The sequence below is a fragment of the Copranaerobaculum intestinale genome (assembly GCF_009831105.1).
GTDB classification, from domain to species: domain Bacteria; phylum Bacillota_I; class Bacilli_A; order Erysipelotrichales; family Erysipelotrichaceae; genus Copranaerobaculum; species Copranaerobaculum intestinale.
This window is the reverse complement of record NZ_WUUQ01000001.1, coordinates 75,065-101,241: the sequence shown is the minus strand read 5'-3', so window position 1 is coordinate 101,241 and position 26,177 is coordinate 75,065. Positions and strand designations below refer to the sequence as shown.

The 26,177-nt window shown below is 43.0% G+C and carries 26 protein-coding genes; 12 read left to right on the top strand and 14 right to left on the bottom strand.

The genetic code is table 11. The features are described from left to right. Window positions 1-57: 57 nt before the first annotated feature. Entirely contained in the window at window positions 58-654 is a 597-nt protein-coding gene (locus GSF08_RS00470; protein ID WP_160623914.1) for a TetR/AcrR family transcriptional regulator, read from the bottom strand. A gap of 169 nt (window positions 655-823) precedes the next feature. Here GSF08_RS00470 and GSF08_RS00465 point away from each other — a divergent pair, with 169 nt between their 5' ends. The 3 genes from GSF08_RS00465 (at window position 824) to GSF08_RS00455 (ending at window position 4,645) form a co-directional block, all read left to right on the top strand. Continuing rightward, window positions 824-2,086, top strand: a complete 1,263-nt coding sequence (locus tag GSF08_RS00465) for an MFS transporter (protein ID WP_160623913.1) — start codon at window positions 824-826, stop codon at window positions 2,084-2,086. A 49-nt stretch (window positions 2,087-2,135) separates the two neighbouring features. Then, complete coding sequence (locus GSF08_RS00460) at window positions 2,136-3,233, top strand: ArsR/SmtB family transcription factor (protein WP_160623912.1); 1,098 nt, start codon at window positions 2,136-2,138, stop codon at window positions 3,231-3,233. 227 nt (window positions 3,234-3,460) lie between these two features. Further along, complete coding sequence (locus tag GSF08_RS00455) at window positions 3,461-4,645, top strand: M20 metallopeptidase family protein (protein WP_160623911.1); 1,185 nt, start codon at window positions 3,461-3,463, stop codon at window positions 4,643-4,645. Between the two features lie 751 nt (window positions 4,646-5,396). Here the strand turns inward: GSF08_RS00455 and GSF08_RS00450 are convergent. Then, entirely contained in the window at window positions 5,397-6,803 is a 1,407-nt protein-coding gene (locus tag GSF08_RS00450; protein WP_160623910.1) for a YfcC family protein, read from the bottom strand. A gap of 159 nt (window positions 6,804-6,962) precedes the next feature. Between GSF08_RS00450 and GSF08_RS00445 the strand changes: the two genes are divergently transcribed. The 3 genes from GSF08_RS00445 (at window position 6,963) to pcp (ending at window position 9,598) form a co-directional block, all read left to right on the top strand. Next, window positions 6,963-8,147 carry a M20 metallopeptidase family protein gene (locus GSF08_RS00445; protein ID WP_160623909.1) on the top strand — a complete coding sequence of 395 codons (1,185 nt, stop codon included), beginning with the start codon at window positions 6,963-6,965 and terminating at the stop codon, window positions 8,145-8,147. 231 nt (window positions 8,148-8,378) lie between these two features. Beyond that, the gene (locus GSF08_RS00440; RefSeq protein ID WP_160623908.1) at window positions 8,379-8,966 is read left to right on the top strand and encodes a TetR/AcrR family transcriptional regulator; all 588 of its coding nucleotides are present in this window, start codon (window positions 8,379-8,381) and stop codon (window positions 8,964-8,966) included. Continuing rightward, window positions 8,963-9,598, top strand: coding sequence for a pyroglutamyl-peptidase I (gene pcp / locus GSF08_RS00435; protein ID WP_160623907.1), 636 nt, complete (start codon window positions 8,963-8,965; stop codon window positions 9,596-9,598). Before GSF08_RS00440 ends, pcp begins: the two co-directional genes overlap by 4 nt. A 20-nt stretch (window positions 9,599-9,618) precedes the next feature. Here pcp and GSF08_RS00430 read toward each other — a convergent pair whose 3' ends face one another. Beyond that, a complete protein-coding gene (locus GSF08_RS00430; RefSeq protein ID WP_160623906.1) occupies window positions 9,619-10,119 on the bottom strand; it encodes a sigma-70 family RNA polymerase sigma factor in 501 nt (166 codons plus the stop codon). A gap of 447 nt (window positions 10,120-10,566) precedes the next feature. On the opposite strand from GSF08_RS00430, the gene GSF08_RS00425 reads away from it, so the two are divergent. From GSF08_RS00425 to GSF08_RS00405, 5 genes are all read left to right on the top strand, one after another. Beyond that, on the top strand, window positions 10,567-11,388 hold the full coding sequence (locus GSF08_RS00425) for a leucine-rich repeat domain-containing protein (protein ID WP_160623905.1): 822 nt from the start codon (window positions 10,567-10,569) through the stop codon (window positions 11,386-11,388). Beyond that, window positions 11,385-12,125, top strand: coding sequence for a YaaA family protein (locus GSF08_RS00420; RefSeq protein WP_160623904.1), 741 nt, complete (start codon window positions 11,385-11,387; stop codon window positions 12,123-12,125). Before GSF08_RS00425 ends, GSF08_RS00420 begins: the two co-directional genes overlap by 4 nt. A gap of 3 nt (window positions 12,126-12,128) precedes the next feature. Continuing rightward, complete coding sequence (locus GSF08_RS00415) at window positions 12,129-12,590, top strand: 2-thiouracil desulfurase family protein (RefSeq protein ID WP_160623903.1); 462 nt, start codon at window positions 12,129-12,131, stop codon at window positions 12,588-12,590. 112 nt (window positions 12,591-12,702) lie between these two features. Continuing rightward, on the top strand, window positions 12,703-12,969 hold the full coding sequence (locus GSF08_RS00410) for a phosphocarrier protein HPr (RefSeq protein ID WP_160623902.1): 267 nt from the start codon (window positions 12,703-12,705) through the stop codon (window positions 12,967-12,969). A 59-nt stretch (window positions 12,970-13,028) separates the two neighbouring features. After that, window positions 13,029-14,732: a phospho-sugar mutase gene (locus GSF08_RS00405; RefSeq protein WP_160623901.1), complete on the top strand. Its 1,704-nt coding sequence runs from the start codon at window positions 13,029-13,031 to the stop codon at window positions 14,730-14,732. 120 nt (window positions 14,733-14,852) lie between these two features. On the opposite strand, the gene GSF08_RS00400 is transcribed toward GSF08_RS00405, so the two are convergent. From GSF08_RS00400 to GSF08_RS00370, 7 genes are all read right to left on the bottom strand, one after another. Next, entirely contained in the window at window positions 14,853-15,620 is a 768-nt protein-coding gene (locus tag GSF08_RS00400; protein ID WP_160623900.1) for a sulfite exporter TauE/SafE family protein, read from the bottom strand. Beyond that, on the bottom strand, window positions 15,610-16,059 hold the full coding sequence (locus GSF08_RS00395) for a MarR family winged helix-turn-helix transcriptional regulator (protein WP_160623899.1): 450 nt from the start codon (window positions 16,057-16,059) through the stop codon (window positions 15,610-15,612). The genes GSF08_RS00400 and GSF08_RS00395 overlap by 11 nt, the downstream gene beginning before the upstream one ends. A gap of 106 nt (window positions 16,060-16,165) precedes the next feature. Then, window positions 16,166-17,461 carry a phosphoenolpyruvate mutase gene (aepX, locus tag GSF08_RS00390; protein ID WP_160623898.1) on the bottom strand — a complete coding sequence of 432 codons (1,296 nt, stop codon included), beginning with the start codon at window positions 17,459-17,461 and terminating at the stop codon, window positions 16,166-16,168. Between the two features lie 5 nt (window positions 17,462-17,466). Further along, a complete protein-coding gene (aepY, locus tag GSF08_RS00385) occupies window positions 17,467-18,600 on the bottom strand; it encodes a phosphonopyruvate decarboxylase (protein WP_160623897.1) in 1,134 nt (377 codons plus the stop codon). Beyond that, entirely contained in the window at window positions 18,597-19,682 is a 1,086-nt protein-coding gene (locus GSF08_RS00380; protein WP_160623896.1) for a 2-aminoethylphosphonate--pyruvate transaminase, read from the bottom strand. The genes aepY and GSF08_RS00380 overlap by 4 nt, the downstream gene beginning before the upstream one ends. Window positions 19,683-19,927: 245 nt before the next feature. Then, window positions 19,928-21,376: a YfcC family protein gene (locus GSF08_RS00375; protein WP_160623895.1), complete on the bottom strand. Its 1,449-nt coding sequence runs from the start codon at window positions 21,374-21,376 to the stop codon at window positions 19,928-19,930. A gap of 354 nt (window positions 21,377-21,730) precedes the next feature. Further along, a complete protein-coding gene (locus GSF08_RS00370; protein ID WP_160623894.1) occupies window positions 21,731-22,459 on the bottom strand; it encodes a GntR family transcriptional regulator in 729 nt (242 codons plus the stop codon). A 164-nt stretch (window positions 22,460-22,623) separates the two neighbouring features. Between GSF08_RS00370 and GSF08_RS00365 the strand changes: the two genes are divergently transcribed. After that, the gene (locus GSF08_RS00365; RefSeq protein WP_160623893.1) at window positions 22,624-23,076 is read left to right on the top strand and encodes an MFS transporter; all 453 of its coding nucleotides are present in this window, start codon (window positions 22,624-22,626) and stop codon (window positions 23,074-23,076) included. A 131-nt stretch (window positions 23,077-23,207) separates the two neighbouring features. On the opposite strand, the gene GSF08_RS00360 is transcribed toward GSF08_RS00365, so the two are convergent. Genes GSF08_RS00360 through GSF08_RS00345 form a run of 4 tightly spaced genes read right to left on the bottom strand, consistent with a single transcriptional unit; the run spans window position 23,208 to window position 26,151 of the window. Beyond that, the gene (locus GSF08_RS00360; RefSeq protein ID WP_160623892.1) at window positions 23,208-23,636 is read right to left on the bottom strand and encodes a secondary thiamine-phosphate synthase enzyme YjbQ; all 429 of its coding nucleotides are present in this window, start codon (window positions 23,634-23,636) and stop codon (window positions 23,208-23,210) included. Next, on the bottom strand, window positions 23,629-24,489 hold the full coding sequence (locus GSF08_RS00355) for an amidohydrolase family protein (protein WP_160623891.1): 861 nt from the start codon (window positions 24,487-24,489) through the stop codon (window positions 23,629-23,631). Before GSF08_RS00355 ends, GSF08_RS00360 begins: the two co-directional genes overlap by 8 nt. Window positions 24,490-24,500: 11 nt before the next feature. Then, a complete protein-coding gene (frlD, locus tag GSF08_RS00350; protein ID WP_249805773.1) occupies window positions 24,501-25,313 on the bottom strand; it encodes a fructoselysine 6-kinase in 813 nt (270 codons plus the stop codon). Continuing rightward, window positions 25,294-26,151, bottom strand: a complete 858-nt coding sequence (locus GSF08_RS00345; RefSeq protein WP_160623890.1) for a PfkB family carbohydrate kinase — start codon at window positions 26,149-26,151, stop codon at window positions 25,294-25,296. The genes frlD and GSF08_RS00345 overlap by 20 nt, the downstream gene beginning before the upstream one ends. Window positions 26,152-26,177 lie beyond the last annotated feature (26 nt).

Below are 26,177 nucleotides of genomic sequence, written 5' to 3'. Positions count from 1 at the left end.
GAGTTTTATAAAAACAACAGGTCAATGCCTGCTGCCTTTTCTTGAAATGTATATTGATCAGGAAGGATCTTCCTCATCGGTATGCTGAACGGCAACACAGCGGCACAGCATACTGAACATTTCAATCATATCCTGTTTTTTATGCTTGACACAATCATCACAGCGGATGAGATGAATAGCACATTCAATGATCATCTTAGAAATAATAGCCGCAAAGTGGTTATTGGCTTTCGGTGAATGCATATGCCATGCGATATGTCCTTCAAATACCTTCATAATCGCATCGCGGCGTTTCATGTAATCAGGATCTTTGGTCTGTATAAATATCGCAAATTCTTTAGACAGCAGGGAATGCATAGGTTCCTCTTCAAAGTTTGCGGCCTCCAGTAAGCGGTTGATTTCTTTCATGTCGGTAACATGCTTCTGCGAGGAAACATGTTCATGAAGAAATACATCGATCCTGGATACTACCGGTTCCAATAAACGATCAAGCATTGCTTTTTTATTGGGGAAGTAATGATAAATATTTCCTAGAGAAGTATTTGCTTTTTTCGCAATTGTCCGCAGCGAAGCATCCTCATAGCCATGTATGAAAAATTCATCACGCGCAGTCATCAGGATTGTTTGCTCCATATCTGCTTTTTTTACTTGCATCTGATCATCCCCTTTTTCATAATGCTACCCTCTTTTGTCTCAATCATCAATACTTTGATCGGATAAAAAAACATAACTTAACATGCGTTCATTATATAAGATACGTCTAATTAATGTTTGACAAATATCTAATAAACGAATATACTTAGGTGCAAGGAGATAGATGAGTATGAAACGATTATTAGATAAATACAAAACATTATCTAGTCAGAAAGAATTTCTGAAAATGATATTAGCAAATGTGATTAATCGCTTCGGTGATTCAATTGATGCGATTGCCTTTACTTGGCTTGTGTACCAGATTACGCAGGATGCAGCATGGAGCGCCATAATATTCGGTGTAAATATGCTTCCGACCATTCTGCTTCAGCCCTTGGCAGGACCGTTGGTAGAATGCATCCGCAAGCAGAAGATCATGGTACTTTGCGATATTGCGCGGGGATTAGCGGTTACAGCGATTGCAGTCTGTTATATGGCAGGGCTCTTAAACCCTTGGCTTCTGCTGTTGATAACCTTATTAAATTCAAGCTTTGAAGCGCTGCGGGTACCGGCTGGCATCGCTATTGTACCAAAGCTGTTAAGCCGCGAGCATTACGATACCGGACAAGCGTTAAACTCCAGTATATCCCGCATTATGGAATTGATCGGAACCGGCTGTGCGGGATTGATCATTGCGGCTCTTGGTATTCAGACAGCGATTTTGATCGATGCCGTGACTTTTTTCGGGAGTGCCTTTATTATCTATCTGATTCAGTATCAAGAGACAGTTCGAAAAAGCAAGATCAGTATGAAGGAATATATGAACACAATGAAAGAAGGATTCAGCTATGTGTTCCACCGCCGAGCCATTGTACTGCTGTGTGTGCTGGGGGCATTGATGAATGTAATGGCAGTGCCGATCAACAGCCTGTTCCCCGCATTTGTCAGTGAAGTGATGAAAGGAGACAGTCAAACTCTTTCTGCACTGAGCTTAGGACTTACGATCGGTATGATGATTGGCAGCTTTGTTTATCCGGTCATAGCAGAAAAACTAAAACGCCGTTTTCTTATGATCGGAGCTCTCTTGTTTTCCGGCTTTGTCTATATTATTATGATTCTGCTTCCGATGGTATTTCAACCTCAGCTGGCCCTGTTATTGAGTATTCTGCTCTTCACTGTGTTCGGTATGATCATGGCTTTTGCGAATACTTCACTTTCGGTTTATTTTATGGTCGTTGTAGAAGAAGATTACATGGCCCGGGTTGGTTCAGTGTTTAATGCGAGCGTGACATCGATCATGCCCGTCAGTTCCTTTCTGATATCCGGGATTGTATCGTTTGTTTCCGTTTCAACGGTTATTATGGTTGCCGGTATCATCTCGATCATCATTTCACTGGTTTGTTTTACCTCCAAGTGCTTGTATGTATTGGATGAGGATAGAAAGGCTGCCTGATTGGTGAAAATTTATGATATACTAATGCTACAAGATAGATGGTGAGAACATGTTTACATTTTATGAGAACTGTAATTTAGTTAAGGAAGCATCGCTTTTGATGTATCGCTTCTATAATCAACATGATTTTCTTGATTTAAAGGAGAGCATATCTAAAAAGAGCGGGTATAATCAGGAAATTGGTGACATGATCGATCTGCTGCAGGAAATCTATGAGAAGATCATGAGACAGGTGAGCCTTCCCGATGATTTGAAGGTTTTGTTTGAACCCCTCTATGAACAAGATAACGTATTATGCATAGCGGATTCGATGATCATGACCGATTATGAAATGCTTATGCATAAGGTTGACCGTAAGGCCATCAAAAAGAGATTTGAGGAGGATAACGGGCGAAGCTTTATAGATGGTTTGGTCAATGACTTCCTCGATGATCCAAAAGAGAATGATCAAGGGATACCTTTAACAGTGGATGAACTCATGGATAAGCTCGATCAATCGGAAATGCGTGTGAAGATGAAATGGGAAGTGCTGCGGGTCTATCATTATTATCTGGAAACAGTGGATCGGCTGTTTGATGTCATGGAGCCCTTAATAGCGATTATGGAACCTTTGTATCGGGAGTATGCCTTCCATTTTCAAAAATTTTATGATTTTTGGAGTAGAGTGTGTACTCAGGGCACACTTAAAGAAGCGCTTGAACATGCGGTGAAATTGAAGATTGAGGATTCCAATCATATCACGGTTGTCCCATCCTGGATGGGGTGCAACGCAATTGCCATGCAAGCGATGGATGCGAAAGCAGATACGCCGATCGTAATGTATATCGGTTTATTTTTCCGGGATTCCGATTTCTTTTTCCACAGTCAAAAAATCAGCCGGGAAGAAATGTGCAGTCATCTGAAGCTGCTCAGCGATCCCAGCAAATACGCAATACTATGCCGGGTCAAGGATCAGGCTCGCTATGGCTTACAGCTTGCAAAGCATTTGAATTTGACAACGGCAACAATCTCTCATCATGTCAATGCCTTAAGCAATGCTGGATTGTTATCTTTAGAAAAGGATGCTAATCGAGTTTACTATCGGATGAATAAAGAACATCTGGGAATGCTGCTGGATCAGCTGCGAGAGGATTTGTTAGAGTCATGAAAATAATAAATGAGGAAGCTGCTTGAACGGCAGCTTCCTTTTGTATGGTATGCATGGGAACGTTATCTTAAAATGGATGTCTGTATGAGCACTAGGCAAAGTGATGCATCTTGACAGATCACCGAATATTTAGTAGAATAAATTCATCGAATTAGTTCTATGAAAATTAGAGTTGAGAATCATAGAGACTGAATAAAGGATCAGTATATCGGAAAGGGGATTCTTATATGCATCGATTTTTAGAGGAAGCAAAAGCACTGGAACAAGAAATTATTGCCAATCGCCGATACCTGCATGAACATCCTGAATGCGGATTCAATCTGGAAAATACTTGTCGTTTCGTTATGGATAAATTGACTGAATACGGCTATCGTCCGAAGCTGATCTGTGAATCGGGTATTGTTGCGACAGTAGGCAAACCGGGCAGCACCATTCTGCTGCGAGCGGATATGGATGCACTGCCAATGGAAGAAATCAACGATCTGCCATTTCGCGCGAAGGGAAATATGGCGCACACCTGCGGACATGATACCCACACAGCCATGCTGTTGGGAGCGGCGAAAATCTTAAAGCAGCATGAAGCAGAGCTGAACGGTACGGTTAAGCTCATGTTTCAGCCTGATGAAGAAGGTACCTCACCAACCGGAATCAGCGGCGGAGATGCCATGGTATCAGCTGGTGTGCTGGAAGATCCGAAAGTTGATGCGGTAATGTCACAGCACATTACTTCCGGTACGATGCATGCTGGTGAATTAGGGGTCCGCAAGGGACCTCTGCTTTCCTCAAGTGATACCTTTGAAATTACCGTTGAAGGAGTCGGAACACACGGTTCACAACCCAATCTTGGGGTTGATCCGATCAATGTAGCAGTCCATATCTATCAGGGCATTCAGAACTTAATTGCCCGTGAGCTGGCTCCGGAAGAACAGACTGCACTGACAATCGGTTGTCTGCAGGCCGGTGATGCGGCAAATATTATTCCGGATAAAGCTAAAATAACCGGTACGCTTCGCGCGACACGCGAACGTACACGGGCTATGTTTAAAACCAGAATCGAGGAAATCAGTGAGCATTGTGCAGCTGCGTTTCGTGCTAAAGCAGATGTAAAATTCATGCATGGTATCCCCAGCGTGTATAACAATCCAGAGCTGACCGAAGAATTATTAACCTATGCTGAAAAGCTATTCGGCTATCCATGTACCAATATGGAAAGTCCGCTGAATAATTCCGATGACTTAAGTGTCATCTCACAGCTGGTACCTACGACATATTTCATGTTAGGCTGCGGTACTGAAGAAGAAGGATATTGTTATCCGCACCACAATCCACATGTTCTTTTTAATGAAGATGTGTTGTATAAAGGAACTGCTCTTTACGTCCAATCCGCAGTCGAATGGCTGAATCATCATTAATTTGTCTTTCTATTTCGGCATACAAATTTACTTTTGTATGCTTTTTTATTTGTGAATGAATTAGATGCGCGAAGATGAAAAGCTATGATTAACTTTTCAGAGTATACGATATGGCATGGAAAAGATACAGCTGTTCGAGTTTGATCTCTTTGAGATATGTTCAATCGGATTTGTTGAAGTGTCCGTATTTGAATAATCATATATTGTTATAAAAGCATAATTTACATCGATTTATATCGGAATATACGGAAATTTGCAGCTTCTTAAAATTTATGATAATCAGTATGAATATTATCAAAGCTTACGATATCATGTTTGATATTGTAAATCTTCCTTAATTGAGCACTTTCGATATTTCAATTTGAAAAAGATCATCCCGTTTTCTGATTGATGCTTAAATCAGTGAAGGGTGTCCTTAAATTTAACTTGCTCTGGGAGATGAGACTTGTAAAATGTATGACCCTAAAAGAGCTTTTTGATGAAGCCTTGTCTGTACTCCTTTTGCATCAGCATAATCTTTTCATGTTTGGTATCCCTCAAGTAAGCGTATTGAAGGGATTCTCCATGGTCTTTCTTACGTTGGCTTGCTTTAATGCGTTTACCAATTTATCAGAATGAAACGGATATACTGATCTGTTATTCTATTTGATTGTCTTATCATTTGTAATGCCATTATGATGAGGGGAGGAAAGGATATCATAATAAAACAAAAAAAGCCGTTCCTCGAACGGCTTACGTGCATGGTATTGATTTAGAAAATTACCATAGCAGCTGATAGAATCAGAATGTGGACAACTAACAGCAATAAGAAAATTTTCCAAATGTATTTTAACCAAGTTGAATATTCAATTCGGGCAATTGAGATACCGCCCATCAGCACACCGCTGGTCGGGGTTACGGCATTGATCAGTGCGCATGATCCGCTCAGAATACATACCGCAACTTCCGGTGCCAATCCCAAGCTTTGAGTCAGCGGCCCGATAATTGGCATTGTTACAGTAGCCAAGCCGGAGCTTGAAGGAATCAAGAAGGATAACAGCAGATATACCATATAGGCAAATCCCGTATACAGTACAGAGTTTGTACCCTGCAGCGCTTGGGAAGCGGCTTTCAGGATATACATATCCAAACCGGTTGTGGACATAACCACGGAAATACCGCGGGCTACGGCGATGATTAAGGCAACACTCATAAGATCGCTGGCACCGCTGATAAAGGAGGATACAATTTCATGCTCTTTCAAACCATATACCAATCCGGTAATAATAGCAATTAGGAAGAACCATGTTGATAAATCAGAAAACCACCATGCACCCAATGGGGCACCGGTAAGGAAATCGGTATTCTTAAAGATTGTGATACCGAAGTTTTCCCAAGGGATAACACCGATGATCATAATCACAAAGGAAACAGCAAAGAGAACCATGACCAGCTTTTGCTTTCCGGTGAATACAATTTCTTTGCTTTCGCTTTCCTCTCCGCCGTATTTTTCAAAGACGGCTTTCTGTTCTTCTTCGGTCAGTAATGTCGCTTCTTTATTCGCTTTCACTTTCTTAGCATAGCGCATAACGAAGATTGCAGCTAGTACATAGCAGGTGATCCATGAAATCGCACCGACGATAATCACGACACTCTGATTGATCTGAATTCCAGAATCGGCAAGTGCGGCCATACTGGAAGATACGACGAACGGGTTCACGGTAGAGCCGAGAACTCCCGTTGTAGAACCTAGCAGGATTGTCGAAGCAGCCACCAGAGAATCAAATCCGGCAGCTACCATTGTGGCGGTTACCAGCGCGTAAAATGCGATGGTTTCTTCGGCCATTCCATAGGTGGTGCCGCCAAGTGAAATCAAGAACATCAGAATAGGAATCATATATAATTCTTTTCCGTTCAGTTTTTTTACAACGGTGTCAATAGCAGCATCAAGTGCACCTGTTTTTGTAACAACCCCTAAAAAACCTCCAAGTACTAATACAAATAAGGAAACATCCAATGCGCTTTTGAATCCGGAAACCGGAGCCATCAGCAAGTCTGAAACTTTTGCGCTCTTTACATCTGGTATAAACCAGGTTATGATACCGATCACAAAGATTAATGCGATGAGAACGGTAAAGGCGGTGGGCATCTTAAATGATTTTTTCTTTGTCTTCTCCATCGAAGAAACTCCTTTCCAAAATAAATTTTGTTCTTCCTCTTGACAGAATCCCAATTGTTTTATAGAATGAATTCACCGAATTAATTCCATGAACGTATTCTATCATACGTCATGGAAAAAGACAACACCCAAAAGGAAAATTTGAAAGGAGAAATTCTCATGCATCAATTTTTAGAAGAAGCAAAGGCTTTAGAAGCTGAGATTATCGCAAATCGACGTTATCTGCACGAACATCCTGAATGTGGATTCGATTTAGAAAATACTTGCCGTTTCGTTATGGAAAAGCTTACTGAATATGGTTATGAGCCGAAGATGATCTGCCGTTCGGGCATCGCCGCGACAGTAGGCAGACCGGGAAAAACGATTATGCTGCGAGCGGACATGGACGCGCTGCCGATGGAAGAGGAAACGGATCTGCCGTTTCGTTCAAAAGAAAAACGTGCGCATACATGCGGGCATGACACCCATACGGCAATGCTTCTGGGTGCCGCTAAAATCCTGAAGCAGCATGAAGCGGAGCTGAATGGTACGGTTAAGCTTATGTTTCAGCCGGATGAGGAAGGCACCTCACCGACCGGAATCAGCGGTGGTGATGTTATGCTGGAAGCCGGGGTATTGGAAAATCCGAAAGTTGATGCAGTCATGTCGCTGCATATCATGTCCGGCTCTTATCCAAGCGGCAGTATCAATATCCGTAAAGGACCGATGATGTCATCTAGTGATACTTTTGAAATTACAGTGCAGGGAAGCGGAACCCACGGCTCACAGCCCAACCTGGGAGTAGATCCGATCAATGTAGCTGTTCATATCTATGAAGGGCTGCAAAATCTGATTGCCAGGGAGCTGGCACCGGAGGAACAGGCATGCTTAACTGTGGGCAGCTTTCAATCTGGTGATGCCGCAAATATCATTCCGGATGAAGCCAAAATAACCGGTACAATCCGAACAACACATGAAAATACCCGTACCGCATTCAAGGATCGGATCCGGGAGATCAGTGAACACTGCGCAGCAGGATTCCGCGCAAAGGCGGATGTGAAATTTATGCATGGCATTCCGAGTGTTTACAATGATCCAAAGCTTACAGAGGAACTGATCGCCTATACCGAGGATATGATGGAGTATCCATGTGAAATACTGGAATATCCGATGAGCGGATCAGACGACCTGAGTGTGATCTCACAAAATGCACCGACAGCATACTTCATGCTGGGCAGCGGAACAGCTGAGGAAGGTTATCTGTATCCGCATCATAATCCCCATATTTTATTCAATGAAGAAGTTTTCTATAAGGGAACTGCCATGTATGTGAACGCAGCTATTGAATGGCTGAAAAATCATTAATTTGCCTCTCTTTCTGGCATACAAAGATATCTTTGTATGCTTTTTTTGTTTTAAAAGCCTGAAAATGAGTATAAAATTATTGTTGAAAAGAAAATATAGTAGCCGTATCTGATACTTGCTTCAGTGAGCTTTTTTATATTGAAAGAAAGCGTTGTTAAGAGCTTTTATCCATCTTATATACTGTATTTTCTTACCTAATAATGGTATGATGATACAGATAGGAGTGGTAGTATGGAAAAAAAACTTACTTCACGGCAGAAGCAGGCGATTGCCACAAAAAAGAAAATTTATAAAACAGGTGTTACAATGTTTAAGGAATACGGTTATCATAATGTGTCCGTAGAAGAAATTGCAAAAAAAGCCGGTGTGGGTGTCGGAACTTTTTATCATTACTATAAATCAAAACTGGAATTGTATACAGAATTGTTTATTAACGCTGAGGATTATTTTGAAGAATTTCGGAATATTGATCTTACCAAGGAGGATATGGTTTCTGTGCTTCAGCGATATTTCCAGCAGTATGCGAGGCTGAATGAGGAACCTGGTTTAGAATTTGCGCAAATGCTCAGCAATCCTTCAGGAAGAAGCGTGCTGGAGGGCAATCAGGATTTTGAAAAGCAGCTTGAAGAAATGATTGCATATTACCAAAAGAGCGGTAAGCTGATCGATGAACGGTCAGCGGCTGAGTTATGTGATTACTTCTTTGTATGTGCCCGCGGGGTACTGTTTGACTGGTCAATTAAAAACGGTAACTTTGATTTAAAAACAAAAATGCATGCTGTCATGGATTATTTTATTGCGGGTGTGACCAAGCGATGAAAGTCTTGGTAACCGGATTTGAACCCTTTGGCAACGATGTAATCAATGCATCGCAGGAAGCGGTTCAGCAGCTTCCCGACCGGATTGAAGAAATGGAAATAATCAAGAAAATCATTCCGACGGCCAAAAGAGCCGCAATGAATCAAATTGAACAGCTCGTGTTTCAGTACCGGCCGGATGTAGTACTGTCGATCGGACAGGCTGCCGGCCGCAACGCTATCACCGTTGAACGAGTTGGTATTAATATTGACGATTACCGTATTCCGGATAATATGCAGGAGCAGCCGATCGATCAGCCGATTGCGGTGAACGGACCGGATGCTTATTTGTGCCGGCTTCCTATTAAGCGCATGGTGCAGGCCATTCGCAGCGAACATCTCCCTGCCGATATATCAAATACCGCCGGTACTTTTGTATGCAACCATGTCTGTTATGCTACAGCGCATCTATTGAAAGAAAGTGGTCTTTCAGCAAAGTCGGGTTTTCTGCATGTTCCGCTGCTGGAATCACAGGCAAAGCCAGGACAGCCCAGTATGACGCTTACTGATATAGTGCGGGGGCTGATTGCAGCAATCGCATCACTGCGGGTTTTGGATGAGGATGTGAAACAAACGGAAGGCACCTTCCAATAAAAAATGAACACGGTCGGTGTTCATTTTCTTTTTATGCAGGTATCTTCATATTCCATAAAGACGCGCAGTTCTTCCAAACTTTTATATAAACGGCTTTTAACCGTACTGAGCGGCATATCCATGATTGCGGCAATCTCTTTCAGCTTTCGTTCTTCAAAGAAGCACAGCACGATGATCATCTGCGATTTTTCATCCAGTCGATGAATCATATCCCAAAGCTGTTCCTGTTGGAGCGTATCCTTTGTTTTGATTGAGAATACATCCATCTCCTGTGTATCCTCACGACGCTTGCTTTTACGGATGTGAAGCAGACATTCATTAATCAGGACATGATAAAACCAACTGGATAATGTATCGGCTGAACGTATCTGATGATACTTGCGATAGGCCTTCAATATAGTATTCTGCAATATGTCTTTTGCATCTTCTTCATTTCGCACATACATGGCGGTAAAACGATACAGTTTCTGTTGATTTTCCTTGATGAAATGAAGCAGCTGTCCCTCACTGATTTTATACACGGAATATCCTCTCAAATGATTTGTCACGGATAATAGAGAAATCGATTATCGGCCGAACCTTGTACCATATGGTATTACCATAAAATTAACGCATTATTGTAAACAAGTCAAGGTTTTTAGACAAATATGTACTGAGATTCGGAAAGGTTTCAAAAATATGAAATTTTATGGACATATCTAATAAAAGCATATTAGAGTGTTTTTTTAAAAAATCGAAAAGAAAGCTGGGTTATTCGAAGCTTTGTTTTGTGTTTTTGTAAATAAAAAAAGACAATGAATTATTTTTTGATTATTTCGGCAAGCTTAGATAGGACTTGAAAATTTGTCGTCAGAATACTTTTTAATAGGCACTGCTTTAATCGGCATAGAAAGGTTTTCAGTGGTTTTTTAGAAAAGAATCAGGTAAAATTACAGTATCTTAAAAGAATCTTAGGGAGCAGGGATACAATGCCGGTTATTACGAACGATGAACAGGGAATCCAAAATCCAATTTTGTATCAGCAATTTCTGATGCAGTTTGGAAAAGGTATGTTTCATAAAAAATTATATACAAAGGAACTTGCAAAGGTAACCTCACTTTCCGTTTTTCGAAGGGAGCTCCGGGATTTGGATTTTTTGAAATTCTTTCCCAATTTACAGGAGCTGTCACTTGCCGAGAATGAGGTAAGCGATCTGCGTAAGCTTCATTATGTCCCAAAGCTTCGCTCACTGGTGTTAATGGGCAATCCAATCGTGGATTTGACCCCGCTTCAGAATTGTCCGAATCTGGAAGTGCTCGATCTGGATCATACGCTGGTTGAAGATATACATGTATTATCAGGACTTCGGCATTTGCGTATGCTGAGTGCCTGCTCCTGCCGAATTATGGACACGACGCCGCTGAAGGTCTGTGTAGGACTAGAGATTTGCATTCTTGAGCATAATGGCATCATTGATCTTTCCTTTACTGCCGGCATGAAGAAACTGACGGAAGCAAATTTTGCGTATAATGAGATTTCAGATTATCGCCCGCTGCTGAACTGTTTGAATTTGGAAATTCTTCATTTGGAACATAATCATATTTCGGATCTGGAAGGTTTTTCAACATTGGAAAATCTCCTGTATCTGAATCTGTTTGATAATGATCTGCAGATGGATCTGGATTGTTGGTATGACCGTTTATTTTATATTGATCAGCTGATTTTAGATGAAGCAGATCTCATGCATATGAAAAATGAGGATTTTGAGACCGGTCTCTATGAGAAAACAGATGAGGAGGAATCAGGATGAAGTATGTTATATCGCCGGCTAAAACAATGAAAGAGTTTACCTATGCCTATGGTGATATTGTCCAGATGCCGCGTTATCCGCAGGCGACGCTGGCGCTTTATGAATATATGCGCGGATTGGATCTGGAGGCGATTTGCAACTTTTGTCGGATAAGTGAAAAGCTGGGCCGGAAAAGTATGCGCGAATATGAGGAATGGGCATGGGATACGATGGGAAATCCAGCGATATTCACCTATCATGGAATCCAGTATCAGGCTTTAAAGCCGATAACGTTTCATGCGCAGGAGCTGGCTTATGCCAACGATCATGTGCGTATTTTATCCGGTTTATACGGTTCACTTCGTCCGCTCGACTGCGTGCATCCGTATCGCTTGGAGATGCAGGCACCATTGACACTGGGACACTTTCATAATCTGTATGAATACTGGAAGGATCGTTTGGAAAGTGATTTGCGGGATGATTGTCTGGTTGATTTGGCCTCTCAAGAATATAGTAAAGTGATCAGCGAAGCTATCAGGAACAGTGATCAGTATGTAAGAATTGAATTTTACGTGATGAAAAACGGAGTCCCCAAAGCGATCAGTACGGCGATCAAAGCGGCACGGGGTGCAATGCTTCATGAAATTATCCGTATGCAGCCGAAACAGAAGGAAGATTTGAGGCAAATAAAGGTTGATGGCTTTTGTTTTTGTTCAGCTCGATCAGATGAAAAACGATATGTCTACATAAAGGAGTAAATGATGAAAATAATGGTGAGTGCCTGTTTATTAGGGCAAAACTGTAAATACAACGGCGGCAACAATCGAAATGAAATCCTTTTGGAGCTCATAAAAGATCATGAAGTTGTTTCAGTATGTCCGGAACAGCTGGGCGGCTTGTCCACCCCAAGGCCCTGTGCGGAACGCTGCGGCAGTCAGGTAATGAACGCGGACGGGGAAGATGTGACAAAGGAGTATATGCTGGGTGCAGAGCGTACAGTAGCTATCGCATGCAGGGAACAGATTGATCTGGCCATTCTGCAGCCACGCAGCCCATCCTGCGGGTGCGGAAGTATTTATGACGGTACCTTCAGCGGTCGTCTGATTCCAGGCGAGGGAATTACCGCAAACGCTTTGAAACGGAATGATTTTCCAGTTTTCAGCGGGAATGAACCGGAAAAAATATCCATGTTTCTGGCTGTTTATGATAAAATTAATGAATAATGATTGTTTTTCCTATTATCCAGGGAAAAAAGCAAAAATAAGATTGTAAGTGTTACCAAAATGAGTTAGAATAGAGAGGAAAAAGAAGAGAATTAATAGGAGGAATCATTCGATGAAACAGATTACTGTAAATGTAATTGATCCAGTAGGATTACACGCACGTCCTGCTACAGTAGCGGTTAATGCGGCCAGCAAATTTAAATGTGAAGTGAACGTGTCCTTCAAGGGACGCGAGGTTAACATGAAGTCCATCATGGGAGTTATGTCCCTGGGAATTCCTACTCACTCTGAAATCACAATTTCTTGTGACGGTGATGACGAAGATTCAGCAATTGCGGCCATCGAAGAAGTATTGCGCGCACAGAAAATTATCGGTTAATAAAAAAAGATGGCGAACGTCATCTTTTTTTGTAAAGAAAGACAGAAAGGGGAGTAATTATGTCTATTCAGGAATCTTATCAGCATTGGTATCAGCATCCTTTCATCGATCCGAATTTGAAAGCGGAATTGGCACAAATGAATGAGGAAGAGAAAGCCGACGCATTTTATACAAATATTGATTTTGGAACAGCCGGTATGCGCGGTCTATTAGGAGCCGGAACCAACCGGATCAATGTCCACACCATCAATAAGGCAACTGACGGATTTGCCCGAACAATATTAGAACAGGGAGAGGAAGCGGTTAAAAAAGGGATTGCAATCGGTTATGATAATCGTCACATGTCCTACGAATTTGCGATGGCCTCAGCAAAAGTGCTGGCAAGCTACGGCATTTGCGCATATGTATTTACATCGCTTCGTCCAACTCCGGAGTTGTCCTTTGCGGTTCGTTATCTCCACTGTGCCGGCGGGATTATGATTACAGCATCTCATAATCCGAAAGAATATAATGGATATAAGCTGTATGATGATAAGGGCTGTCAGCTGGTGCCAGAGCTTGTGGAAAAGGTGATTCAAAATATCAATATGGTAAAGGATGAGCTGGATATCCATCCGACTTTGAGCGAAGCCCAAAAACAGCTGATTACAATGATCGATCATGATATCGATGAAGCGTATTATAAGGAAGTACTCAGTATCCAGTTGAATCCGGATGTTGATAAGTCATTGGTGAAGATCGTATTTACTCCGGAGCATGGGACTGCGAATATACCGGTCAAGGAAGTATTTAACCGCAGCGGATATCAGTATGTTGCGGTGGAAGAGCAATGTACTCCTGATCCGAATTTTTCGATGACAAAGACTCCGAATCCGGAAGAAAAAGGGGCTTATGAGCTCGCACTGAAACTGGCTGAAAAGGAAAATGCCGATATTATATTGGTATGCGATCCTGATGCCGATCGTATGGGAGTCGGGGTTAAGCATGACGGTGAATATGTACTGCTTACCGGTAATCAGAGCGGATCTGTCCTAATTGAATACATTTTTTCTCAGCTGCGTGATAAAAATCTAATGCCCGCGCATCCGGTTATGTTCAATACTGTGGTTACCAGTGACCTTGGAGAGGCTATCGCTAAAAAATATAATGTAGAGACCGAAAAGACCTTGACCGGCTTTAAGTTCATCGGTGAAAAGGTTGCGAAATATGAAGTTACCAAGGAAAAACAATATGTATTCGGTTATGAAGAAAGCTATGGTTCTTTGATCAAGCCATTTGTCCGTGACAAGGATGCTCCACAGGCTTGTCTGATGCTTGCGGAAGCAGCGGCATTCTATAAAGCGAAAGGTAAAACACTAGTTGATGTACTGAATGATCTGTATGATGAATTTGGTACGTATCAGGAAAGTCAAACCTCTTTGACGTTGAAAGGGGAGGAAGGTGCAGCCCGCATCAAACAGATACTGAGTGATCTGCGTACTTCCAAGCCGGACTTGATTGCTGATCAGAAAGTGATTCGGTTTGAAGACTATAAAGAACAAATCGTGGAAGAAAACGGCAATGTTTCAACGCTGAGCGGCTTTACAAAATCAGATGTATTGAAATTTTATCTGAAAGACGGAAGCTGGATCGCAATTCGTCCAAGCGGTACGGAACCGAAATGTAAATTTTATTACTGTGTAAAAGGTGAGGATAAGCAAGATGCGGCAAATAAAACCACAGCATTTGTTTCTGCTATGAAAGAATTAAGTGAAGCATCATAAAACGCGAGAAAACAGGACGTATTATCGTTCTGTTTTTTTATGGATGAATGAAAACAGTTTCTTATCATCCCTTGCGGGGATGGTGAAACAAGCAATAGAAAAGCCTGCGGAAACAGGCTTTTACAAATATTGAACCGCGATGATTGCCGCGCCGAGAATGGTTAAGACAATGCCGGTGGCTCGATTCAGGATAATTGGATCAGCACGGTTGGCGAATTTGGCGGCAATTCTTGCCCAGAGCAGGGTAAAGATGATGCAGGCGCCCAGAATATAGAAGTCAGGAGCTCCGCCGATGGTAAAATGACTTAAAGAACCGGTTAATGCAGTGAAAGTCATGATGAAAACGCTGGTGCCGACTGCTGTTTTCAATTCATAGCCCAGTACACTGGTCAGTATCAGCAGCATCATCATACCGCCGCCAGCACCGACAAATCCGCAGATAAAACCGATCAGAGTACCGCAAAGTACAGATTGAAGGATTCGCTTTTTCACGCTGACATCGGCCATTGCTTCCTTTGTAGTTAACACCGGCCGCACAATAAATTTAATCCCTAATAGCAACGTCATAAAGACTGAAAAACCACCCATAGCCGTTCCCGGCAGCAGACTGGATACCCAGCTTCCCACTAGGGTGAAGCAGAGAACTGTAATCATCATGACCATACCGCTGCGGATATCGAGATTTTTATGTTTGCCGTATGTATAGGCACTGACGGCACTTGCTAAAACATCACTTGCAAGGGCGATGCCTACCGCTTCATAGGCAGGAACGTCCAGAAAGGTAATCAGCATAGGACTGATAACGGCTGCGGCGCTCATTCCTGCAAAACCAGTTCCCAGACCAGCGCCGATACCAGCCAGAAAGCATATGAAAGTTTTATACAGCATGCGTATTTCCTCCCGTTAATGATAATTGAATGTTTTGAATCAGTTTGCTGCTAAGTTTTGCGAATTGTTCTTTTTCCTGTATCGAAAAATGGCTGAAGACAGTTTCCGTAAATTGTTTTTGGCAATCACGTCCGCAGGCGATGATCGGCGCTGCTTTAGCGGTCAGCTTCAGGTAAACCGTCTTGCGATTATCTTTTTCATAATATTTTATTACAAGCTCTTTTTCTGCCAGCACTTTCAGTGCGGATGAAACATGAGATTTGGTCAATCTTCGATGCTCAATGATATCCGTAGCGGTACGGTGCTGCGGGTTGTTGGCAAGGAAAACCAGAATGTCCAGCTCCATACGGGTAATGGAAAAAGCGGTACATGCCGGCAGCATGCTCTGGTCATAAAGCCGCTTAACCAGAGATATGGTTTCAATAAAGGATACTTGCATGTTACACCTCTTATAGTTCTAAATAGAACAATATATATTGTAATCTATTCCTTTGGAAAGTCAAGCAAAGAAAAAGCCCCGTTTGCTTTTTAAACAGGGCTGATGTTTAAATTTCATCGATCAGGGTGATGATTTCTTTGATTGGCATTAAGTGACTGTCAGTCTCCTTTGCCCGATGATTTTTCAATATTTCAACTGCAGTTTCCTGCATGGCCGGAAAAGCACTGCGGGTCAGCTGATTAGCATAGATAACGAGATTGACACCATGCTTGATGAACTCTGCCTCCGTTACCGAATTGAAGGAAGTTGGCACTACGATAATTGGTGTCGTACTATCAAAGGAGCGAAAGCGACGACAGAATTCGAATATTTCATCCGGCTCCTTGCGCCGTGAATGAATCATGATGCCGTCTGCACCGGCCTCGACATAAGCGGCGGCTCGGGCGATTGCATCCTCCATGCCCTGTTCCAGAATCAGACTTTCAATTCGTGCGATAATCATAAATTCATCGGTACGCAGTGCCTGCTTGCCAGCCTGAATTTTTGCACAGAAATTTTCAATGGTATCCTGCTGTTGAACAACCTCATTGCCAAACAGTGAATTTTTCTTCAAGCCGACCTTATCCTCGATGATAACTGCTGAAACACCCATTCGTTCCATCGTTCTTACATTATACACGAAGTGTTCGATCAATCCGCCGGTATCGCCATCGAGAATGATTGGTTTGGTGGTCACATCCATGACGTCATCGATCGTACGCATTCGGCTGGACATATCAACCAGCTCGATATCAGGCTTGCCTTTCGCTGTGGAATCGCAGAGACTGGAAATCCACATCGCATCGTATTGATCGATTTCACCATCATGCGCGACGACTGTTTTTTCCGCAATTAATCCGGTCAGTCCGCTGTGTACTTCCAAAGCTTTGACGATCGGCCGCAGTGACAGCAGCTTTTTCAGCCGTCCGCGGCGGTATTCCGGCATTGCCAGAATTTCCTTCATATGCTTATCAATTGCTTTTACTTGGGGATTTCGCGTATAAGGGATTTCTATCAGCTCACCGCTCCATTCCTGTAAAAGCTCAATAACCTCATTTCGTACACTTTGTAAGGCATCGCTTCGCCAGTTATCGCCATGTACGACATAATCCGGTTTTCGTTTCATCAGCACCTCGCGATAGGAGATAGTGGTTTGAGGAACAACCTCATCAACCTGTGGCAGTTCCTGAATCATATGACAGCGCTCCTCAAATGAAATAGTCGGAAAGCGATCAAACCGAACCATTGCCTGATCACTCAATACACCGACGGTAACTCTGCCAAGTGATTTCGCTTTATCTAAAACATGAAGATGTCCTTCATGGATGACATCGGTACTCATACAGACATATACATTTTTCATAATCTTTATCCTTTCAGTTTCTTCATAAACATCAACTTGTTTTCGATCGGCGTTTCTTTGGGCCGTCCCAGATCGTCTCGCGAGCCAAGTGCGACCTGCACTTCGGTCAGGGAAAGGGCGGGAGTTTTCTGATGCAGTAATACATCTATGCACGTATGTAATTCAGTTTCATTTTGAACACGGCAGGTGTTGGGATAGCCGCAGGCTGCGGCTATTGTCGTCCAATCACTATCAGGAGCACCGATCGGCATTCCGCCGACTGATTCATGTGCTTGATTGTTAAAGATGATGTGAATCAGATTGGCAGGTTTTTCTGTTCCCAGAAATTTTAAGGCGCCCATATGCATGAACGCTGCCCCATCTCCATCCAGACAGATCACCCTGCGATTTGGTTTTTGCAGCGCAATACCATAGGCAATCATGCTTGCGTGGCCCATCGAGCCGACGGTTAAAAAGCACTGTCCGTCTTCTAGCCCAAGGCGTTTTCCCTGTTCATAAACTTCTCTGGATATTTTTCCGGTCGTTGATACGATAATCGTATCATGATCCAGCTTACTGAGAATGATTTGAATTGCTTGTTCTCGTTTCATCATAAACTTATTTTGATAAGGATGTGATATTTCCTTGGCAAATGCATCCTTTTCGACGATGATGGCGTATGGATGGTTTGAAGAAAGGGTTTTGCCTGCTTCCTGAAAAATCGTATCCAACTGGTTATTTGAAGTGTTTTTTCCCAGAAACGCATAGGGTATTTCGAACACATCGAATAACGGAGCGGTGATGCGCCCCTGAAAGATATGCTGTGGTTCATCTTTGATACCGGGTTCACCGCGGTATCCGATCAAAAACAACATCGGTATTTCATACACGTCCTTATGAATCAGGGAAGCAATCGGATTCAAAGCATTTCCGATACCTGAATTCTGCATATAGACGCATGCTGGATGACCGGTGGCTAAATAACTGCCGGCCGCGATCGCAACCGCTGCTCCTTCATGCGCAGGTACGATATGGTTGAAAATTTCCTTACCTTCATGATTCATATAGTCACAGAAGACTTTCAGCTGGGAATCCGGGATTCCGGTTACTGTGGTTATCGACAGGCTTTGAAGCTGCTTGATAAAGTGTTCCAGTTTCATTTAATTTCCTCCATATACTGTTTCATACAAGTCATAAAATAGCTAATATCATCATCACTTAGTTCTCCGATATTGCCGATGCGGAAGGCTTCTATTCCCGGAAGCTTACCGGCATACAGCAGAATGCCCTGCTGTTTTAAAGCATCATAGAGTGATGAAAAAGAAATGGTATCAGGAATCGCAAAGGTAGTAATGATCGGAGCCTGATAAGCGGGCTCGACCAGAAGCTGAAATCCCAGTTCACGCATAAAGCCGGAAATACGCTTCTGCAAGTTACAGTATCGTTGATTACGCATAAGCACACCGCCGCTTGCTTGAAGATCATGCAGCGCTTGATGAAGGGCCAATAGCACATGAGTAGGTGAGGTGAAGCGGAATCCGCCGTTATCCTTCATGAATCGATACTGTTCATAAAGGTCGAGCGATAACGACGGGCAGTTGCCTGCACATTGTTCAAGTGAAGAAATGCGGGAAAAGAGAATGGCAATGCCCGGAACGCCGTGCAGACATTTATTGCTGCTGGTAATCAAATAATCAACCGGGGTTTCCCGCAGCGAAATGGGGATTCCACCGAAGCTGCTCATAGCATCGACAATTACCTGTTTGTGATAGCGGGATGCCAGCTGATACAGCTCGTTCAGCGGATTCAGAATTCCCGCCGTTGTTTCATTGTGCACAAACGCAACGTGCGTGAAAGATGCTTCCTTGATATAATCCTCTGCCTGATCTAGGGGAATCGGATGAAGCATATCAAACGTTATCAGCGTATACGGCAGACCGGCTTTCTGAGCGATAAGACCCATTCGCTGCCCATACGCTCCATTGGCGAGAATCAATAAATGATCCTGCTTGCTGATGCAGGTCGTCAACACGCTTTCCACACCATACGTTCCCGACCCCTGAAGCAGGGTACATGCATATTCATCTGAATCCGCCTCGGCAATATCCAATAGTGAATGCTGTATTGTCTTTACCAGATCCATGTACTCCTGATCACGGGTTCCCAAATCCAACTGCATCGCCTGTTTTACTTCTGATGAAGTATTCAGCGGTCCCGGAGTAAATAAAATTGCTTGCTTCATAGTCTTGATTTTCCTCTCTAATGTTCATAAAATATAATATTATTCACAATAAATACATTTAAATAGAATAACCCTTATAAAAACGTTCATTTTATTAAAATAATATATAAAAATGTACATTTATGGATACATCATAGTCCGTGCGGCACAAAAAAACAACCCCTAAGGCTATAATTTGTACAAAAAGATAATGTTATATATGAAAATTGAACAAAAAAAGAACCCAATTGGGTTCTTTTTGTCTTTTATACTGGAAGCATACCGGAAATTGCGGTAAATACCAATCCTAATAAGGTTAATAACAGAACAAACTTCCAACAAGTTTTCCACCACTGTGGGAATGAAATCTTACATACTGCCAATCCGGCAACTGTCATACCAGCTGTAGGGCTGACGGTGTTCATAACCTGATTTGCATACTGCAGGGCAGTAACTGATGCTTCCGGGTTAACACCCATCAGTTCGGTAAGCGGTCCCATAACTGGAATTGTCAGAGCGGCTAATCCAGAAGAGGATGGAATCAGGATTGTTAAGATAGATTGCGCAATATACATCATCGTTGTATAAATGAAGGTTGGAACTCCTGCCAATACGGTAGCTAGCGAGTTCAGGATCGTATCAATAATCATACCGCCTTCGGCAACGACCAAGATACCGCGGGCGATACCGATGATAACAGCCGCATAAGCGAAGTCTTTCATACCAGTTACAAACTGTTCAGCCATTTCTTTTTCACGTAAGCCGCCGACAATACCGGCTAAAAGCCCCATGCCAAGGAAGACCATACTGATTTCATCCATGTACCAGCCGTAATTCAGCAAGCCAAAGACGATCAATCCCATGCCGCCGGCAAACACCAGCAGAACCAATTTGTGACGGGTGGTAAACGGTATATCAACGTCACTTTCATTAACGGAAAATTCCTTATGCTTTTCAATATCATCATGATAGGTAACTGATGATTTTGGATTTTTCTTAACCCGACGGGCATACCACATAACCCAGATAATACCCAGAACCGTGAAGATCACCCACTGAATGGCACGGAACCATAACTGCGGATTACCGGAAATACCGGCGATACCCTGAGATATCAATACGTTAAACGGGTTCACGGTCGATGCACAATAACCTAATTGCGGTCCCATGAAACAGATCATGAAGGCGGTCATGGAATCATATCCAAGACCCATCATGATCGGCATGAAAATCGCATAGAACGGCAATGCTTCTTCGGACATACCGAAGGTACTGCCGCCAATACTCAGCAAGGTCATAACGATTGGAATAATCATAATATCCTTGCCCTTTAACTTCTTGATAACACGGCTCATACCGGCGTTGATAGCATTTGTTTTTGTGATGATCTGGAATGTTCCTCCGATTAATAAAACGAATGCTACAACATCCGCAGCGGCCTGGATACCTTTGGTCGGTGCCATCAATACTGCATCAACACCTTGCCGCAGATCATTTCCATCCTTATCAACTTTCGCTACTTCATGATACGTACCTGCAACAGCGACTTCACGATCACCGGCTGCCGTCGAAACAACCTTGCGATCGAAGGAACCGCTTGGCACGACCCATGTAAGGATAGCAAAGAAGATGATCAATCCAAATGCGATCGTATAGACGTGGGGTAACTCAAACTTTTTCTTTTTCTTCTTTGGGGTTACAGCTTCAGTCGTCATAAATTTTCCTCCTCTATTTCCCTTTACTGTATGTATTACTTATTGAATCCTGCCATACAGCCAACAGAATCGGCGAACGATAACGCAATCATCTTCATGATTCGTCTTATCAGCACATTGTCCAGGCAATGATGGATAGAAGCGGCCCTTCCTATGATGTGCTAATATGAGCTAAGACGTAATATATCGTTATATATAAAATACCAGTAGTCAAGACGTTTGTCAAGATTATATAGTTAAAAAATGAAACCCCTATCATATTTTCGTCTCAAAAACCTATTTATGATGAAATCGAGGGGATTTTATTCCATAAGCTAATCCATAAAAAAAGTCTGCTATTGAGCAGACCCTTGTTTATATATTGAACATGTAGCGGCTGCCTACGATGTATTGCCGTCCAATGAACAGCGGCGTGCCTGAGGCATCGGTAAAGTAGGCAGTCATGAAGAACAGCGGCTCGCCTACTGCAACATGAAGCAGCTTGGCATTGGTACTGGTAGCCCGTACAATTTCTAACGTACACTTCTTAGTTGATGATGGGTCAATGTTATATTTTTCCCGCAGCAACGAAAACAGCGATGTTTTATCCAGCTTTTCATTTTCCAGAAAATGAAACTTCTCATAGTTGAAATAATTGTTTTCCAGCATGATCGGTTCGCCGTTTGCAGATAATACACGCTGCAGATACAGGACACTGTCTCCCTCATCCAAATGCATGAATTTTTGTTCATCCTTACGGGAAGGAAGCTTTTGTATGCCGATGACTTTCGCTCCCGGCTTCATACCGTTGGCCCGGCATGCGGCTGAAAAGCTCTGCACATCATCTGCTTGTTCTATTTTACGCAGCAGCTTGGGTTTATTTACATAGGTACCCTTACCCTGCTTCTTAATAAGATAACCCTCATTACACAATTCATCGATTGCCCGGCGCACCGTGATGCGGCTGACACTGTATGATTCACTGAGCTCCGGCTCAGATGGTATTTTATCCTCATATTTATACTTGCCTTCTTCAATCGCAATTTTGATGTCTTCCATCAGCTGCTGATAAAGCGGTGTTAAAGATTCTTCATTTAACTTCATTGTATCCCACTCCCTTATGAAAAAATATACATTTATAACCCAAGTATACTGGATTTATCCTGTTTTTACAAGTTTATCATAATTCCATACTTGCCATAGCAGGAAAAGGTGTGCTATACTCTGTTTAAGATATGATGTTATATGACGTGTTATAGGAGAATGATATGGAACAGGAAAGTAAATTCATCCAGGCCCCGATCTTTATCGGGACGCGCAGTGTACAGGACGACGGGGTGCATTTCCGCTATGAAAAAGCAGAGTTTCCGGTAGCAACAGCACTAATTAATGAACATATGAGCCATAATTACAGCGGGATGTTCTTTTATATCGGATTACAGATGTGCTGGCTGGTAACCGCTAAGTACGGCTTATTTTCACCGTTTGGAGGATTTGGTGCACTGATTGCTTTGATTGCCCTGTGGCGTCTCTATGTGATGCTTGCAAAACGTAACTGGCAGCGGAAACACCCGGACGCACCGCTTCCAAAATATTTATTTCGCGATGACGATCTGATCGAGGAAGCCAGCGAGATCATTAAGGAACAAAAGGCTGCTGAGTATCAGCAGAACGGTAAAAAAGTTCTTTCTTTAAAGGAATATCGTAAATTAGCTTCCTAAACATACCGAAAGGTGTGTTTTTTTGTATCAGGATGAATGATCACAGTAGTATATTTCAATTATATACATATGCTTGGGATGATACCACCAAAGAGAACACCACCCTCTTTCATGGACATAAAAAAGGGAGATTACTCTCCCATTACTTGTATATAAACCTTGCGGGTCTGCGGCCCGTCGAATTCTACTAGGTAGATATCCTGGGCGCCTCCGCATATGATCTTTCCATCCTTTACCGGAAAGATACAGTGATTTCCGCAGATCATGCTGCGAATGTGACCTACTGAATTATTGCCGGTTGCGCCATACGATGGTAAAAAGTGTGCATGCATATAGTTATTATCTTCCGGAACCATACGGGTGAGGGTATCCATAATATCCGTTTCTACACAAGGGAGGCCTTCATTGACCATGATGCCGGTGGTGGTGTGGGCGGTCATGACTAAGACGATTCCGTTTTTTATCGGACTTTCGGATACGATATGATGTACCTCATCGGTGATCATATGGAATTCTTCCGGTTTCCTGCTCATCCAGGATAGGGTGTGTAAATCAGTCATATGCATCCTCCTCTCCAAGGAAAGCAAGCGCATTGCGGTAGTAGATATTCTGTCTTGTATCATCGCGCATTTCCACCTGCTTCAGTCCTCTCAATAGTTTGAACTGGCGGAAACGCGGACCGTTTGAAGCAAACATGATCTGTTTAGCTAAAGCGCGGTCTGCCCATAAAGGGCCCATGTCTATGGTAAATAATCGTTTCATTGATGCTTCGGGAGAATCCAGATACAAAAGGGATGTATCGGCATAGACATTCGGATATTTAATCATCAGCATGACTGTCTCCCGAACAAACGGCCATCCAAAGTGAGCCAGACAGAAGCGCAGATTCGGATACTCGATGGCAACCCGTTCAAATTTCAGCGGATGCGCATACTCCGTAACTGCATTCGGCTCCCAGCTTAGACCGGCATGAAAAATGATTGGTTTATGATATTCCAGACATTTCTCATAAATTGGCTTCATGATTGGATCGTCCGGGAAAAAATGCTGCTTGGCCGGGTTTAGTTTCAAGCCTTTCAGCTGGAGGGTGCCGAAAGCTCGATCAAGTACCTCCAACGCATCTTTGCGGCGCGGATCAACGCTGGCAAATCCGATAAAACGATCCGGCTGCTCGCTGATGATCTTTGCGATCTGCTCATTGGTGACAACCGCTCCGCCCTCGGTGGTGGTTAGATCGAGGGGAAGCAGGGCCGCCTTGTCCACTCCTGCATAATCCATTTCCGCAAACATTTCCTCATAGCCGTAAGGTGCCTGTTTATAGACTCCGAACGCTTTGGAACGAAAGGCTTCTTCGTTTGGATCACCGCAGATGCTCTCATAGTAAATTGGGTGAATGTGCATATCAATAATCATAGCTTCACCTCCTAGTAAGGTTCAAACTTTGTAATGACACCGGCACTGGTATGCGCGCCGTTTTTCATGCAGGCGGGAATATCCCATCCCATCATAATGCCGTACGTAAACCCGGCAATATATGAATCACCAGCACCTACGGTATTTACCACTTCAACCGGTTCGATACCGCAGTGATAGTACTGTTTGCCATCGTAGCTGACACTGCCGTTTTCCCCGAGCGTTGCGGTTACAATTTTTGGACCGTGAGCCTGAATGTTCTTAATATGCTGTAAAATATAGTCATCTTCCTGCTCATAAGACAGGAATGCATAATCGACGTATTCAAAACAGTCTTTCGCATGAAATTCATCCTCATCGCTGAAGGTTGAGAAATCCATGACAATTTGAATTCCGGATTCATGCAGTTCCTTTAAATCCGGCAGTACATTTCCAAATAAATCGGTATGCATATAGTCAAAGGTTTTAATGTATGCCTTATCCTCTTCGCTGAGCGCGAAGTCTTTCATAACCCCTTCAATCTCTTCTAAATGAACCCGGTCAACACCGTTTTTCAAATCCATCAGCATTTTGCATGTTTCCCCTTGCGCCGTCCGCAGATGTGAGATATCAAAGCCTTCTTTGGTTAATGCTTCCTTCATTTTTGCGCCGTAGGCATCAGTACCTACTACGGAAAGAATGCTCACCGGGATACCCATACGAGAAAGGTGGACTCCCCAGTCCACACCATTTCCCGTCGGATAGAATTTATCTAATTTTTCATAAATATCCACACATGAGAATCCAACCGCAATCGCTGTTGGTTTATTCATAGATCTTTCCATGTCCCCATGCACCCGCTACGCCGCAAATCTTAGATGCAAATCCAGCTGCCTTGTCCAGACATTCACGGATGGCATCCGGTCCTGCTTTGCCATCTTTTACTTTCTCAACATAACCTACTAAGAAAGAGGTTAGTAAGCTGTCACCGGCCCCCATCGTATCAACAATATTTTCAACCGGCTTTGCGCTTTGATGATAGAATTCTTTGCCGTCATAAGCGATGCATCCATCGGCACCGCGGCTCGCACAAGCAAATTTAGGACCCAGTCCTACAACCATTTTCAGGTGTTCTTTTACGTCCGCTTCACTCATCTCTGAGCAAGACATAAAGGCATAATCAACCATTGGTGCAATCTGTTCATAATATTCCTTAGTGGAATCATCTGAGAAGTCAAAGCTGATCGGGACACCGGCTTTTTTGATTTTTGGCAGCTGACGTTCCGTGAAGCAGTAGTTTCCGCTGTGAACCAAATCAAATTGTTTCACATACTCCATATCAAAGCGATCTAGGGCAAACAGCATTTCACCGCGGATGCCGCCTTCATTGGATCCCAGGAAAACCCGGTCATTATCAATTACCGTTGCCCGTGCGCATCCGTTTTCACCGACAACCTGACGGCATTTAATCAATTCAATATCCTCTTCCTGCATGGAAGTGATGACATGCTCGGCTTCTTTATCATCACCGAAGATTCCCATGTAGGCTGCGCGCTGCGCGCCGAACATTTTCGCGTAGACGGCGAAGTTTACCGTATTACCGCCAGGGTACATCGTTTTGAGATGTTCATATTTATCAACAACATTATCGCCAAAGCCTAACACATTTACATGATATGTCATAATTGTTTTCTCCTATTTAAATGTTT

What these genes read in the sequence shown, in the direction of transcription:
- GSF08_RS00375 (WP_160623895.1), bottom strand. Translation starts at nt 21,376, where the DNA reads ATGACGACTGAAGCTGTAACCCCAAAGAAGAAAAAGAAAAAGTTTGAG.
- aepX (WP_160623898.1), bottom strand. Translation starts at nt 17,461, where the DNA reads ATGAAAAATGTATATGTCTGTATGAGTACCGATGTCATCCATGAAGGA.
- GSF08_RS00440 (WP_160623908.1), top strand. Translation starts at nt 8,379, where the DNA reads ATGGAAAAAAAACTTACTTCACGGCAGAAGCAGGCGATTGCCACAAAA.
- GSF08_RS00465 (WP_160623913.1), top strand. Translation starts at nt 824, where the DNA reads ATGAAACGATTATTAGATAAATACAAAACATTATCTAGTCAGAAAGAA.
- GSF08_RS00415 (WP_160623903.1), top strand. Translation starts at nt 12,129, where the DNA reads ATGAAAATAATGGTGAGTGCCTGTTTATTAGGGCAAAACTGTAAATAC.
- GSF08_RS00355 (WP_160623891.1), bottom strand. Translation starts at nt 24,489, where the DNA reads ATGATTATTGATATGCACATTCACCCAATTTACTATGAGAGCATCTGC.
- pcp (WP_160623907.1), top strand. Translation starts at nt 8,963, where the DNA reads ATGAAAGTCTTGGTAACCGGATTTGAACCCTTTGGCAACGATGTAATC.
- GSF08_RS00400 (WP_160623900.1), bottom strand. Translation starts at nt 15,620, where the DNA reads ATGCTGTATAAAACTTTCATATGCTTTCTGGCTGGTATCGGCGCTGGT.
- GSF08_RS00365 (WP_160623893.1), top strand. Translation starts at nt 22,624, where the DNA reads ATGGAACAGGAAAGTAAATTCATCCAGGCCCCGATCTTTATCGGGACG.
- aepY (WP_160623897.1), bottom strand. Translation starts at nt 18,600, where the DNA reads ATGAAACTGGAACACTTTATCAAGCAGCTTCAAAGCCTGTCGATAACC.
- GSF08_RS00455 (WP_160623911.1), top strand. Translation starts at nt 3,461, where the DNA reads ATGCATCGATTTTTAGAGGAAGCAAAAGCACTGGAACAAGAAATTATT.
- GSF08_RS00425 (WP_160623905.1), top strand. Translation starts at nt 10,567, where the DNA reads ATGCCGGTTATTACGAACGATGAACAGGGAATCCAAAATCCAATTTTG.
- GSF08_RS00380 (WP_160623896.1), bottom strand. Translation starts at nt 19,682, where the DNA reads ATGAAGCAAGCAATTTTATTTACTCCGGGACCGCTGAATACTTCATCA.
- GSF08_RS00420 (WP_160623904.1), top strand. Translation starts at nt 11,385, where the DNA reads ATGAAGTATGTTATATCGCCGGCTAAAACAATGAAAGAGTTTACCTAT.
- GSF08_RS00345 (WP_160623890.1), bottom strand. Translation starts at nt 26,151, where the DNA reads ATGACATATCATGTAAATGTGTTAGGCTTTGGCGATAATGTTGTTGAT.
- GSF08_RS00395 (WP_160623899.1), bottom strand. Translation starts at nt 16,059, where the DNA reads ATGCAAGTATCCTTTATTGAAACCATATCTCTGGTTAAGCGGCTTTAT.
- GSF08_RS00405 (WP_160623901.1), top strand. Translation starts at nt 13,029, where the DNA reads ATGTCTATTCAGGAATCTTATCAGCATTGGTATCAGCATCCTTTCATC.
- frlD (WP_249805773.1), bottom strand. Translation starts at nt 25,313, where the DNA reads ATGGAAAGATCTATGAATAAACCAACAGCGATTGCGGTTGGATTCTCA.
- GSF08_RS00360 (WP_160623892.1), bottom strand. Translation starts at nt 23,636, where the DNA reads ATGACTGATTTACACACCCTATCCTGGATGAGCAGGAAACCGGAAGAA.
- GSF08_RS00410 (WP_160623902.1), top strand. Translation starts at nt 12,703, where the DNA reads ATGAAACAGATTACTGTAAATGTAATTGATCCAGTAGGATTACACGCA.
- GSF08_RS00460 (WP_160623912.1), top strand. Translation starts at nt 2,136, where the DNA reads ATGTTTACATTTTATGAGAACTGTAATTTAGTTAAGGAAGCATCGCTT.
- GSF08_RS00470 (WP_160623914.1), bottom strand. Translation starts at nt 654, where the DNA reads ATGCAAGTAAAAAAAGCAGATATGGAGCAAACAATCCTGATGACTGCG.
- GSF08_RS00450 (WP_160623910.1), bottom strand. Translation starts at nt 6,803, where the DNA reads ATGGAGAAGACAAAGAAAAAATCATTTAAGATGCCCACCGCCTTTACC.
- GSF08_RS00445 (WP_160623909.1), top strand. Translation starts at nt 6,963, where the DNA reads ATGCATCAATTTTTAGAAGAAGCAAAGGCTTTAGAAGCTGAGATTATC.
- GSF08_RS00370 (WP_160623894.1), bottom strand. Translation starts at nt 22,459, where the DNA reads ATGAAGTTAAATGAAGAATCTTTAACACCGCTTTATCAGCAGCTGATG.